The 12,208-nt window shown below is 45.7% G+C and carries 12 protein-coding genes and 1 other annotated feature; of the genes, 1 reads left to right on the plus strand and 11 read right to left on the minus strand.

Features of this window, described 5'->3' with window-relative positions; all coding sequences use genetic code 11:
- Positions 1 to 102: 102 nt before the first annotated feature.
- The 6 genes from ACHZES_RS12440 to ACHZES_RS12465 form a co-directional block, all read right to left on the minus strand.
- On the minus strand, positions 103 to 1,083 hold the full coding sequence (locus tag ACHZES_RS12440; protein WP_038278046.1) for a spore coat protein CotS: 981 nt from the start codon (positions 1,081 to 1,083) through the stop codon (positions 103 to 105).
- A gap of 93 nt (positions 1,084 to 1,176) precedes the next feature.
- Positions 1,177 to 2,394 carry a CCA tRNA nucleotidyltransferase gene (locus tag ACHZES_RS12445; protein ID WP_395549362.1) on the minus strand — a complete coding sequence of 406 codons (1,218 nt, stop codon included), beginning with the start codon at positions 2,392 to 2,394 and terminating at the stop codon, positions 1,177 to 1,179.
- A gap of 37 nt (positions 2,395 to 2,431) precedes the next feature.
- Positions 2,432 to 3,865 carry a proline--tRNA ligase gene (gene proS, locus ACHZES_RS12450; protein ID WP_395549323.1) on the minus strand — a complete coding sequence of 478 codons (1,434 nt, stop codon included), beginning with the start codon at positions 3,863 to 3,865 and terminating at the stop codon, positions 2,432 to 2,434.
- A gap of 53 nt (positions 3,866 to 3,918) precedes the next feature.
- Positions 3,919 to 4,127 (minus strand) — a binding site (T-box leader).
- Between the two features lie 92 nt (positions 4,128 to 4,219).
- Entirely contained in the window at positions 4,220 to 5,323 is a 1,104-nt protein-coding gene (locus tag ACHZES_RS12455; RefSeq protein ID WP_154524899.1) for an AI-2E family transporter, read from the minus strand.
- Between the two features lie 81 nt (positions 5,324 to 5,404).
- Complete coding sequence (locus ACHZES_RS12460) at positions 5,405 to 6,100, minus strand: RluA family pseudouridine synthase (RefSeq protein ID WP_395549322.1); 696 nt, start codon at positions 6,098 to 6,100, stop codon at positions 5,405 to 5,407.
- Positions 6,101 to 6,108: 8 nt separating this feature from the next.
- A complete protein-coding gene (locus tag ACHZES_RS12465; protein WP_395549321.1) occupies positions 6,109 to 6,846 on the minus strand; it encodes a nitroreductase family protein in 738 nt (245 codons plus the stop codon).
- Between the two features lie 204 nt (positions 6,847 to 7,050).
- Between ACHZES_RS12465 and ACHZES_RS12470 the strand changes: the two genes are divergently transcribed.
- Positions 7,051 to 7,698, plus strand: a complete 648-nt coding sequence (locus ACHZES_RS12470) for a hemolysin III family protein (protein WP_395549320.1) — start codon at positions 7,051 to 7,053, stop codon at positions 7,696 to 7,698.
- Positions 7,699 to 7,747: 49 nt separating this feature from the next.
- Here ACHZES_RS12470 and ACHZES_RS12475 read toward each other — a convergent pair whose 3' ends face one another.
- The 5 genes from ACHZES_RS12475 to aguB all read right to left on the minus strand — a co-directional run bounded on the left by ACHZES_RS12475 (position 7,748) and on the right by aguB (position 12,201).
- The gene (locus ACHZES_RS12475) at positions 7,748 to 7,993 is read right to left on the minus strand and encodes a GIY-YIG nuclease family protein (RefSeq protein WP_089991903.1); all 246 of its coding nucleotides are present in this window, start codon (positions 7,991 to 7,993) and stop codon (positions 7,748 to 7,750) included.
- A 292-nt stretch (positions 7,994 to 8,285) separates the two neighbouring features.
- Positions 8,286 to 9,857 (minus strand): SPOCS domain-containing protein, encoded by a 1,572-nt coding sequence (locus ACHZES_RS12480; RefSeq protein WP_038278034.1) that lies wholly within the window; start codon positions 9,855 to 9,857, stop codon positions 8,286 to 8,288.
- An 82-nt stretch (positions 9,858 to 9,939) separates the two neighbouring features.
- Positions 9,940 to 10,623 carry a serine O-acetyltransferase gene (gene cysE / locus ACHZES_RS12485; protein WP_038278032.1) on the minus strand — a complete coding sequence of 228 codons (684 nt, stop codon included), beginning with the start codon at positions 10,621 to 10,623 and terminating at the stop codon, positions 9,940 to 9,942.
- A 152-nt stretch (positions 10,624 to 10,775) separates the two neighbouring features.
- Positions 10,776 to 11,180, minus strand: a complete 405-nt coding sequence (locus ACHZES_RS12490) for a protease complex subunit PrcB family protein (RefSeq protein ID WP_242843046.1) — start codon at positions 11,178 to 11,180, stop codon at positions 10,776 to 10,778.
- A gap of 142 nt (positions 11,181 to 11,322) precedes the next feature.
- Positions 11,323 to 12,201, minus strand: coding sequence for an N-carbamoylputrescine amidase (gene aguB, locus ACHZES_RS12495; RefSeq protein WP_395549319.1), 879 nt, complete (start codon positions 12,199 to 12,201; stop codon positions 11,323 to 11,325).
- Positions 12,202 to 12,208 lie beyond the last annotated feature (7 nt).

The raw sequence follows: 12,208 nt of genomic DNA on the forward strand, positions 1-12,208 counted from the left end.
CTTTCCCTCCTTCACTGTTATGATTATTATAAATCATAACATGGTAAAAGAAAAGTGCATTTCCATTATTTTGTATCCTGAATGAATCTAGCGAATGTTCTTTCAACTTTGAATTCGTGACAGGAAAAGATTCCGCAGGGGCTGCTGAATCTCTAAATCCTTTAGCTTTTCAATATTCCGTGCGGGAATCCAGGCTTTGTTGGCATTATAATAAAAGTTAATCTGCTTCCAGTATTTTTCAGGATATAAAAATAAATAGTAAAGGCATATCCTGTCTGCATCCGAAAGAGGGAGAACCTTTGTATAAGTTTCCAGCATGGCCATACCAAGCTTTAAATTCCAGTCATGCTTTTCCATGGCTTTCCGCATGAAATGATATAAGTCCTCCATCTGCATACCCTTGTGCATACGATTGAATTCCACGATAGCCACATCATGAAAACACATCAGTACGTGGTGCTGGTTTAAGTCCCCGTGACACAAGTATTCCTCACTGTTCCCCCGGTTTTCATAAAAGCCTGCCATCCCTTTGCAGGCTTCCATGGCCTGTTCGAAAAATATATCATAATTACCCATGACACACAGCTCAAACTCAGACTTTTTTCGCTTATTTCGGATGAACGTGCGGGCACGTATTAACTCCCTGTTATGGCGTTCCATTTCCTCAGCCGGCTGCTGCACCAAAATGGACCCCAGATTCCATTCCTCTTTGAAATCAATCCGCCGCAGCACTTTATGTAAAGAAGCAATTTGTTCGATGGCGCATAATACCTCTTTGCTATCCTTCAAATTGCATTCCCGATCCGCATACCAGTCTTTTACAATCCACCGGGATCCATCCTCGGCACTGGAGAGGAGTTCACCATCTTTATTCCTGACGTAACGGTCCACTTTTAAGCGGCATGATTCTTTCATCTGTGAAAATACCTGATCTTCAAATTCCAGGCGCTTTAAGGTTCCTTTATATTCCCGAAGCAGTTTAAGCCCCTGGTCCGTCTCACACAGCCAGGCGCCCCGGCCGCGTTTCACATCCAGAATTTCAAGCTCATACTGCGAAAGCACCTCTGTGTATTTCTCGTTCACAACCACCCCTCCAACTCTTAGCTAATCAGCTACTTCTAGGGTATGAAGAGGTGGAAAAAAATATGCAAAATCCGGTAGAAAGTTATACGTGCCTTAGCCTTGTTCCTTTATAAATTGTTCTGCAGATTTCATCAAATATTCCCTGTTATTGCATTCCGGCTTTTCCAGGACAAGCTGGAACAAACGGTTAAGCACCGTTCCCATCTCAGGCCCCGGTTTCATACCTGCATCGATCAATTCCCTGCCGGTAACGGCCATGTCCTTTAGGCGGATACAATCCCCAGCCCTTAAGATTTCCTCGGAATACTGCTCCACCATTTCTAATCTGTTTTTATAGGATGGATGGCTGAATACCTTCTGAAACCAAAGAAGGTCCTTAAAAAGCTCCGGGGATAGGGTGCTCATGACCTGCCGGATGGCAGGTTTATGAGCAGGAATCTCTGTTTTCCACAGGCTGACCAGAGTCTTTGTCTGATAGATGGTGTCATTATCCAGCTTCAGCTCCTTAAGGATCCTTACTGCATCCTCAGGTTTCTCAAGCCTTAAAAAGCCGGACCAGCGTATGTGCTTTACAGGTGGCAGCTCGGTAAATCTTTCCGATTCAAAAGGCTGCCTTCCCGCTGCTTCAAAATGCTTTGATATATAAGGGCCAATTCCATTTTCATATACATCCTTAAGCCTTCCGGGGTGATCGGAAAGGAGGAGCTTTGTAAGCTCCACCTGAATCCGCTCTTTGCTGACTTTCGCCATGTTGGGGGCTATAACAGAAATTGCCGCCCTTGTCTCTGCTTCCATGTCAAAACCCAGCTGGGCAGAAAAACGGATGGCCCTAAGGATCCTTAAGGCATCCTCAGTAAACCGGTCAAGTGGGTTTCCCACGCAGCGGATGACCCGGCCCTCCAAATCCTTTACCCCGTCAAATGCATCCACCAGCCCCTCCCGGTCGTTGTAGGCCATGGCATTGATGGTAAAATCCCGGCGTTTTAAATCCTCCAGTAAGTTTCCCGTAAATTCCACGGATTTGGGGTGGCGTCCATCCTCATACTCTCCGTCTATGCGGTATGTGGTCACTTCATAACCCTCATGGTCAATAAGTACCGTAACCGTACCGTGCTGGATTCCCGTATCAACCGTTCTATTAAATATTTCTTTTACCTGTTCGGGCTTTGCTGAGGTTGTGATATCCCAGTCTTCCGGCTGCCGGCCTAACAGGCTGTCTCTTACGCAGCCTCCCACCACATAGGCTTCAAAGCCGCTGGTATTCAGTTGTTCGATGATCCTCCTCGCCGCCTCCGGAACCTGAATCTTTATCACCTTTTTTACCTCCTGTTTTCCTATCTTGCCGGTTTTAATACGCTCTGCCCCAGTAAACCATCTTGACTGCAGGCTTTCCGCAGCATACACAGGTATCGGCCAGCGTTTCCTGCTTAAATGGCATACAGCGGGATGTTGCTCCTGTAATTTCCTTGATCTTATCCTCACATTCCTGGGAGCCACACCACATAGCCTTTACAAAGCCCGGTTTTTCCTCCACAGTTTTAACAAAAGTATCCATATCCGTTGCCTCGTAGGTATGGACATCCCGGTGGATTCTAGCTCGTTCTAACATATCATTTTGGATTGTCTCTAAAAGCTCGCCTACTTTACTATCTATTTCATCTAAGGATACGGTAATCTTCTCATGGGTATCACGGCGTACCAAAACCGCCTGGTTTTCTGAAATATCTCTCGGACCGATTTCCACACGAACAGGAATACCACGCATTTCGCATTCGCTGAACTTCCAGCCTGGGCTCTTATCGGAATCGTCAACTTTTACTTTATAATTAGAAAGAACCTCTTTTAACTCATAAGCCTTATCAAGAACGCCTTCCTTCTGCTGCTGAACCGGAACGATGATCACCTGGATCGGAGCAATTCTGGGAGGAAGCACAAGGCCACTGTCATCACCATGGACCATGATGATACCACCGATAAGTCTGGTGCTCAATCCCCATGAAGTCTGATGAACATACTGAAGTTTATTTTCCTTATCTGAATACTGAATATCGAAAGCTTTTGCAAACCCATCTCCAAAGTTATGGCTGGTTCCTGACTGAAGCGCCTTTCCATCGTGCATCAGGGCTTCGATGGTATAGGTTGCCTCTGCTCCGGCAAATTTTTCCTTATCAGTCTTTTGACCGCGTATAACAGGCATTGCAAGGATTTCTTCACAGAAATTTGCGTATATATTAAGCATCTGCTCCGTTCTTTCCTGCGCTTCACTGGCAGTCGCATGAGCCGTATGGCCTTCCTGCCATAGAAATTCTCTGGAGCGTAAGAACGGTCTGGTGGTCTTTTCCCAGCGCACCACGGAACACCACTGATTATAAAGCTTCGGTAAGTCCCGATAGGACTGGATTTCTCTGGAATAAAAATCACAGAAAAGGGTTTCTGAGGTAGGTCTGACACAAAGCCTTTCCTGCAGCGGCTCCAAACCTCCGTGGGTTACCCAGGCCACCTCAGGAGCGAATCCTTCTACATGATCCTTTTCCTTTTCAAGAAGGCTTTCCGGAATAAACATAGGCATGTAAACATTTTCCACCCCCACTTCCTTAAACCTTCTGTCAAGCTCGCTCTGAATATTTTCCCAGATGGCGTACCCTGCCGGTTTGATGACCATGCAGCCCTTTACGCTGGAGTAATCAATTAACTCTGCTTTCTTTACAACGTCCGTATACCACTGCGCAAAATCCACCTCCATGGATGTAATCGCTTCTACTAATTTCTTTTCCTTTGCCATAACAATTCTCCTTTCCTATCCTCATAAAAATAAAAAGAGCCATCCGTTCCCTGAAAAGGGACCGAACAGCTCGGCGGTGCCACCCAATTTAGCCATGAACAATGCCATGACTCACTTTTTTATCCGTTAACGCAGGAACTGCGCCGCAGTTTGCTGCGGGACTCCGAGGTAGGTTGGGTTATGAGAGGTATAAAGGCCTTCCAGCAAACGGCCTTCTCTCTGGGATACATCATCACCTACTGGTCCTCTTCAACGTCTTATTACTTCATTAAAATAAAAGATTGTATGGTTGATTTTACGTTATTTGCAAATGTTTGTCAAGTGGGTCTAGGTTTGTCTGCCAAAGTATTTCATTCATTCCTCCGGGTCCAGACTTTCCTTTCCGTCGTGACAGCACCAGCCCTCATACACCTCTACAATATCTTCCACAATCAATAGGCCGATAGGGCCGAGAATAAATCCCAAAAGTCCGAAGAGTTGAAGTCCTACGTACATGGAAGCAAGGGTTTCTAGAGGCGTGAGGCCAACCTGTCCCCCCATGATCTTGGCTTCCATGATCTCTCTTAAAAAATAGCAGATCACATAAATGATGATCAGACCGATTCCATACTTCCAGTTTTTGTTGATCATGGAAAATAGGGCCCACGGAAAGAGCACTGTCCCGGTCCCAAAAATCGGAAGCGCATCAAGAAGACCGATCCCAATCCCGAATAAGATAAAATAGGGATTTCCCAGTAAAAACAATCCCGACGAACAAACCACCATGGTAAACAGCATGATAGCCGCCTGAGTCTTTAACCAGGCGCTTCCCACTGTTGTAAGCCGTCTACCTAACATGGCATATTCAAAGCGGAACATGGAATTATCCCGCCTTTCCCGGATGTCATCCATTTCCTGAAGGGACAGGACTGTGGCAATAAGCAATATGATGATGATAACGGTTGCCTGAACGATCCATTTCATAATGGTCATGGAATTTACCATGAGAAAGGGCATGATCCTGCTTCTAATAGCAGTCTGCCCTCCCGCAATAATATCCCTTACTATTTCTACCGCATATCCGTCAGGAAGCTTTAAGAAACGCTCCGCAAAGGAACAGTTATCCATAAGCCAATGATCCATGCCTTCCAGGATTGCAGGAAGATTTTGAAGCAAAAGCCTGGCTTCCATAAGCAATTTTCTTCCCCCCACATAAAGAAGGATTCCCAGGGCAATCATAAATAGTATGATCTCTACTCCGCCGATAACTGCCAGGGGAATGGAAATTACCTTTTCCTTTACAATGAAGCGGGTCTTTTTCTCAATCCAAAGGGCAGAAGGCCGTAGAGATAGGGCAAATACATATGCAATCAAAAAGGGAATCACAAGGGGCAGCAGATAACGAAAGCTTAAATACACTGCCCCTGTAACTCCCAATATTAATAATGTTTTCTTCAGTTTCCTGCTCGGTTTCACCATGGACTCACCTGTTTCTGATTTGTACTTCTTTTGTACAATCATTATTATGAACCGACTGTGTAAAAAATATGCGGAAACTGATTAGTAAAAAATTCCAAACATCTCAAAGACTTCTCCCTTGGGACTCACCATAAAGCTCAGCCTTTTCTTTGTTACTGGATGGAAAAACGATAAGCTGTAAGCAAATAACGCCACATTACCGCTTGCAGTACATTTTTGAACCTTGGGATTATATTTCCGGTCGCCCCATAGGGGTGTGCCGTGGCCCGCCATCTGCACCCGGATCTGATGGTGGCGTCCGGTTTTTAATGTGATTTTTGTCAGGCTGCATTCCTCATTCCCGATGTTTTTGTTTTCCACAACCTGATAATGGAGTTCTGCAAGTTTTGCACCTTTTATCCCCTTATCCACAATTTTAGAACAATTAGTTTTTCCGTCTTTCCACAAATAATCCACGTAAGCGCCAAAGTTTTCCACAGGTTTTCCACAAACCACTGCGTAATAAATTTTCTCCATTTGATGCCGGGAAACCTGACTGCTTAAAGACTCTGCGGCCCCTTTGGTCTTTGCATACACCATAACGCCTCCAACCGGCTTATCCAGCCTGTGGATAACTCCTACGTAAGGCTCCCCTTGCTTTGGGGATAACGTGTTGATATGTTTCTTTACCTCGCTGACCATGTCCGGTTCAAAGGACCTTGCAGTTTGGGATTCTATTCCCACTGGTTTTTCCACCACCAGTATCTCTTCATCTTCGTATAGTATGTTAAGATCCATGTCTCGTTTTACTCCTCTTTCTTCCAAACCTCCATCATGGCTTCCACAGAGCGGCTCATCTCTGCGCTGAAATCAGAATTCCATTTGCGTTTGCAAAAGGCCTTGATCCAGCGTTCAAAGTCTTCTTCCCTGCCCTGGGCCTTTATAATCTCCTGGGAAAATTCCTCGGGGCTTAAACGGCGGTAGGAATTCGTGAACACCACAGCCCCAGGCCTAAGCCGCTCCGGCTTTTTTCTCTCCTGCTGCTGCCTGGACGGATATCCAAAGACCACCATTGCCGCAGGAACCGCATACTTGGGAAGGCCAAACAAATCCCTGTGGGTTTCATACTGCTCCATAATATCCCCAATGTAACAGGAGCCTATGCCCATGGATTCTGCCGCCACAACCGCATTCTGAGCGGCTATAAGGGCATCGTCACAGGCCAGCAAAAGATCTCCAAGCCCTGGATGGCGAACCTCTTCTTCATAGTGGCAGAACAGCTCGTACCACTTCTGATAATCTGCTACAAAAACCAGCACAAGGGGCGCTTTTGCAATAAATGGCTGGTTGTCACAGGTTACTGACAGAATTTCCTTTCGCTCCTGGTCCGTCACATCAATAATGGAATACAGGGTCATATTTCCGGCCGTAGGTGCCTGAAGGGACGCCTCTATAATAGCCGCTTTTTTCTCCGGTTCAATGGCCCGGTCCTCATATATCCGGACGGATTTTCTTTCTATAAGCTCTTTTATCGTCTGATTCATAGGGCAGTCATACCTTCCTTTTTATAGTTTTCATTTTATCTATCCATTATATTTTATTGTTTCAATTATGGCAAACACCTTTTTATAATTTTATCTTCAAAAACTGTTGCATTTTTTTCGTACAGAGTGTATAGTATATAAAAATGCAATACGTAGTATTGATTACTACATCAAAAGTTTATGTTTTCTACAAGGAGGTTTTCCATGGAAATTAAAATCAAAGATCCAGTCAGTGCCCTCACACATTTTATAGCTATGATGCTGGCGCTTATAGCCGCAGCACCACTGCTTATTAAGGCTTCTTCCGACGGAAGCCTCCACCTGGCCGCCTTAACAATTTTCATCATCAGTATGGTCTTTCTTTACGCAGCCAGCACCATCTACCATACTCTTGATATCTCACCGAAGATTAACCGTCTGCTGAAAAAGATAGATCATATGATGATTTTCATCCTGATTGCAGGAACGTATACGCCAATCTGTCTGATCGTTCTGGGAGATAAGACCGGCTGGAGCCTGCTTGCTCTGGTTTGGGGCATTGCCATTTCAGGAATTATCATAAAAGGCTGCTTTATTATGTGTCCCAAATGGTTTTCATCAAGCCTTTACATTGCCATGGGCTGGGTCTGCATTCTGGCATTTTCAAAGATTACGGAAACCCTTTCCTCTGCCGGATTTCTCTGGCTCCTTGCCGGAGGCATCATCTACACCATAGGCGGCATCATCTATGCCCTGAAGCTTCCTCTTTTCAATGCCAAACATAAAAGCTTCGGATCCCATGAAATTTTCCATCTTTTCGTCATGGGTGGAAGTCTATGCCATTATATTTTGATGTACCATTTTGTTGCATAACGCCGGAAAAACCGTCAGTACCACCCAATCGCGGCCTTGACGGTTTTTTTCATACAATCTCTCCCATCAGTTTTAGCTTGTCCTTCCTGGAAAGTTTCTTAATAGCGGCTTCCCTCCGCATGGCTTCTTCCTTTGTGGAAAACTCTTCCCAATAGGCCAGAACCACAGGTCTGCGGGCTTTTGTGTATTTGGCTCCTTTTCCCTGGTTGTGGGCTATTAAACGTTTCTCTAAATGGTTTGTCCAACCGCAGTATAGGGTATCATCTGCACATCTTAAAATATAGGTATAGTTCATGTTCTTTCTTCTCCGGTATAGGGAAATCAGGGTATGTAAACGGTAATAACGCCTTGCAATACGTCACTACCGTCCAGGGTAACCTGTCATCTATCTTAAGCACCAGCTGGATGCGTTTTGGCGCCATCGATGGTTGAAGCTATAGCTTAGCTATAGTATATTATATAACAGGGCAAGCTGATATGTGAATAGCAATCTTTATCATACCCTTTTTTAAAAAAATCATTCAAGGACATAATCAATTATGCCAGGCAAAAGCGATCCCTTCTGCCTGGCATTTTCATGAAGAAAACTATGCCAATTCCTTCACAAGAATCAACCGGTCACCCGGTCTTACTGATTTATCGGTCAATCCATTGGTCGCTATGATGGTATCAATGGTCGTATGGAACTTTTTAGCGATATTCCAAAGAGAATCTTCAGGCTGTACAATGTATCCCACGATTCCGGGGAGCTTCTGCAAGTTGTTTAGATCCATAGGGGATTCCAGTGCATTTGTGATGATCCGCTCGCGGATCGGCTGTAAGGCCAGTAAGTCAAGGGAAATGGTTGCCTTCACTTCAACAGTGCCTCCGCCCATCATAACCGCACTAAGCTGTTCTAAGCCCGGATTTAGCTGGCAAACCGTCTGCTCATTGATTCCCGGAGCCTCAATCAGGAAATGGAAAGGAATATCTTCCACGGTTGACTGAATCGGCTGGGCATCGTCAGAAGTCATGTAAAGGATCCGCAACTCTAATACACCTTCTACATGAAGTCCGTCCTCCTTGATTTCTGTGTCATCAATTTTAACTGTCCCCTCACTGTGGCATATCTGAAGGATCCGGTCCGCCTGATCCAGGCTGATCTTTTCTACTACCTTGCACCTGCTCATATTTTTCGTCAGGATCTTATCGAAAAGGGCTTCCTCCGTCTGCAGCGTCAGTTCCCTGTTGGTGGAATATATGTCGCTGAGCAGTTCCATATTTTCTTCCTTGTAAAGCTTCATATCCAGCTCAAGAACCGAATCCATATCCATTTCCCGCATCTCGCCGTCAGCATCCGGTTTTGCCTCAATATCCTTATGGATGATGTGGACCGTAACCAAAGGAACCATATCCTCAGTCATATCCGGAACAGACAGTTCCCCTGAAAACGGAATGCTTTCCTCAACCCACTGGATCGGTGCACCTTCCCCTTCTCCCTGGTAAATAACAAAGACTAACTGTTCCCCGTCAAGCATCATCTTTCCATCCATGGGCCTTAAGGAGACGCCTCTTAACTTCATTTCGGTCCATAAAATATGGTCAATGTTTGGCTTGTTTCCTGACAAGGTAACCGTATCCTTGATACGGAACGTATCCTTGTGGCGGAGGGCTATGGATGCAACATCCAGATTGCGGCGGAGGGTCTCCACCATGGGCACATCTATTGCCGTGCCTCCCGTGTCCACTTCCACGGCAGCGTTTATATCACTGGCAGTTTCCACCTTCACCTTAAGTGATACAATCGACTTTACGCTCAGCTTCCTGGAATTAATAAGCCCTGTGTTTAAATCCTCAAGATCCCATCCCAGCTGGACGTAATCCTTTTCATCCAGTCCGGGAACATTGATGGGCTCCTCAAAGTTAATGTTTCCTGAAAGGGTTTGAAGCCCTCCTTCCGCCCCCCGGAAGAGATTCATAAAATCCAGCTTGCCCCGGACCATGACCCGTTCTGTCTGAACCTTTACGGAATCAATGGTAATATCGCCGGAACTTAAAATAATCTGATCCACATCATCCATACTGTCCGGGACGATGAAGTCATCGTCAAGAGTAATCTGAGACGTGGCATATCCTTTCCAACGATTCATATGTATGTTTTTCTTCACCAGCTCCAACATAAAAATGCACCTGCCTTACCTTCTTTATTCCTTTAAGAAAGTTTATGCAGGTGCATGTTTCATTATACTTTTTTTGTTGTCATTATTCAATAGGAGCCTCTGCTTGATCGGATTGCCCCTTTTCCCGGTAGGAAGACAGCTCTGTCTGCAGCTTTGACAAGCTTTCTTCCAATTCCTTGACTCGCGCCTCCATCTTGCAGTAGTGATCCATGGTCACCAGATTGCTTTCCTTCTTTGGAAGTGGCACACCGTCTATTTTAATCGGGCGGGCTGGAATTCCAACCGCTGTCACGTTGCTCTCCAAAGGCTTTAAAAGTACGGCATTTGCCGCAATAGTACAATTATCTCCTACCTCAAAGGACCCCAGAATCTTAGCTCCTGCTCCCACGGTCACATTATTTCCAAGGGTTGGATGGCGCTTTCCCTTATTAAGTCCCACGCCGCCTAAAGTCACCCCCTGGTAAATGGTACAATTATCCCCTACCACGGTTGTTTCTCCAATCACCACTCCGCTGCCATGGTCAATTAAAATCCCATGCCCCAGCTTTGCACCGGGATGAATCTCGATCAGCGTAAAAAACCTGGCCAGTTGGGAAATAAACCTGGCTATAAAAAACATCTTGTGCTGGTAGAACCAGTGGGCAAAGCGATGCCAGATCAATGCATGAACTCCCTGATAGAGCAAAAGCACTTCAAGCTTACTTCTGGCCGCCGGATCCCGCTCTTTTACTGCCGTAACATCAAGCCATATATCCTTTAATATCATATTACCCTTCCTCTTCTCCTTACTGCCTATTCTTATTTGAAGTAGTATATCATATGACAGCCTAAGAAAAAAGGGGAATTTTACGTTTTATCGCCCACAAAAACAGCCGTCCCGCTTTTGCCATATGCGGAACGGCTATTTCAACTTCTTTTCTACTGAAACACTACCGGAAGCTCTGACATCTCCGTTTTAATGACGATGAAGGGATAAGAGGGCTCCGTCCCCGTATTCTCTCCCTTTTCCGGGCCAATCAGTTCCGTATCCAGGACAATGGAATTATCTGTCAGGTAAAGATCGTTTACTGCGATGCTATATCCCCCGCCGGCCTGCTTTCCGAAACCAACCACTATGTAAAGGTTCTTATCATCGCTGTAGGTCAGCTTAAAAGGTGACTGCTGCTTCTCCGCAATGATCTGCCTGAGTTCCTGCGGAATATCCGCGTCAGCAACCACGGTAAATTCCAGATCCCGCACTTTATCGCCGTTGTCCTTGTTTAAATTACACCCGCTCAACGTACGTACTACCAGTACCCACATGGCCAGGCCGAAAAAAATCATCCATTTTCTGCTTAACAGTCTCTTCATAGCACACTCCCCAACTTATTAATTATTACTATATATATGGGGAGACAACGGATTTTATGAAGGAATTTACGCTTATTTAAGTACTGGGATCTAAATTACCAGCAGGTCCACGCTCTTACCTCCCTGTGATTCCCCCGTACATTTCCGGCCTGCGGTCACGGAATAGCCCCCAGTTTCTCCTGTCAGTCATCATCTGATCCAGATCAAAGGAAGCGCATATCACGCCTTCTTCCTCCCTGCCCATAGATGCTGTGACAGCCCCGGTATTATCTGTAATAAAGGAGGAGCCATAAAATTTAAGAGAAGAGCTTTGATTCCCGTTTGACAGACTGGGAACAACGGATTCCACTCCAATCCGGTTAGCCGCTATAACCGGAATGATATTCGATGCGGCGTGTCCCTGCATGCAGCGCCTCCAGTGCTCCATGCTGTCACATTCCAGGATGGGCTCACTTCCTATGGCAGTGGGATATAAGATCAGTTCCGCTCCCTGTAACGCTAAGCACCTGGCTGTCTCCGGGAACCACTGATCCCAGCAGATCCCCATGCCGATTTTCCCATACATGGTATCAAATACTTGAAAGCCGGTATCTCCGGGCGTGAAATAAAACTTCTCCTGGTAGTAATGATCATCCGGGATATGAGTCTTCCGGTAAATTCCAAGATTTGTCCCATCTCCGTCAAGAACTGCCACTGAATTAAACATGGTATTTCCTGACCGCTCATAAAAGCTGATGGGAAGCACCACTTTTAGCTCAGCCGCAATCCCGGCGAAATGTTTAACCGCCTGGTTTTCCTCCGCCGGTTCTGCATATTCATAATAATCATACTGCCTTTCCTGGCAGAAGTATTGCCGTTCAAACAGCTCCGGAAGGAGAATGACCTTAGCCCCTTCCCCTGCTGCCTGCCTTACCAGTCTTTCGGCATTTGCAATATTCTTATTAACGTCATCGCAGCACCTCATCTGAACTGCCGCTACTGTTACCTCTCTCATAAAATTC

Source organism: Lacrimispora sanguinis, from assembly GCF_044987295.1.
Taxonomy (GTDB): Bacteria; Bacillota; Clostridia; order Lachnospirales; family Lachnospiraceae; genus Lacrimispora; species Lacrimispora celerecrescens_B.

Excerpts from the sequence above, each read along its gene's own strand:
- proS (WP_395549323.1), bottom strand. The coding sequence starts at position 3,865 with ATGGCAAAGGAAAAGAAATTAGTAGAAGCGATTACATCCATGGAGGTG.
- ACHZES_RS12455 (WP_154524899.1), bottom strand. The coding sequence starts at position 5,323 with ATGGTGAAACCGAGCAGGAAACTGAAGAAAACATTATTAATATTGGGA.
- ACHZES_RS12460 (WP_395549322.1), bottom strand. The coding sequence starts at position 6,100 with ATGGATCTTAACATACTATACGAAGATGAAGAGATACTGGTGGTGGAA.
- ACHZES_RS12465 (WP_395549321.1), bottom strand. The coding sequence starts at position 6,846 with ATGAATCAGACGATAAAAGAGCTTATAGAAAGAAAATCCGTCCGGATA.
- ACHZES_RS12470 (WP_395549320.1), top strand. The coding sequence starts at position 7,051 with ATGGAAATTAAAATCAAAGATCCAGTCAGTGCCCTCACACATTTTATA.
- ACHZES_RS12475 (WP_089991903.1), bottom strand. The coding sequence starts at position 7,993 with ATGAACTATACCTATATTTTAAGATGTGCAGATGATACCCTATACTGC.
- ACHZES_RS12480 (WP_038278034.1), bottom strand. The coding sequence starts at position 9,857 with ATGTTGGAGCTGGTGAAGAAAAACATACATATGAATCGTTGGAAAGGA.
- cysE (WP_038278032.1), bottom strand. The coding sequence starts at position 10,623 with ATGATATTAAAGGATATATGGCTTGATGTTACGGCAGTAAAAGAGCGG.
- ACHZES_RS12490 (WP_242843046.1), bottom strand. The coding sequence starts at position 11,180 with ATGATTTTTTTCGGCCTGGCCATGTGGGTACTGGTAGTACGTACGTTG.
- aguB (WP_395549319.1), bottom strand. The coding sequence starts at position 12,201 with ATGAGAGAGGTAACAGTAGCGGCAGTTCAGATGAGGTGCTGCGATGAC.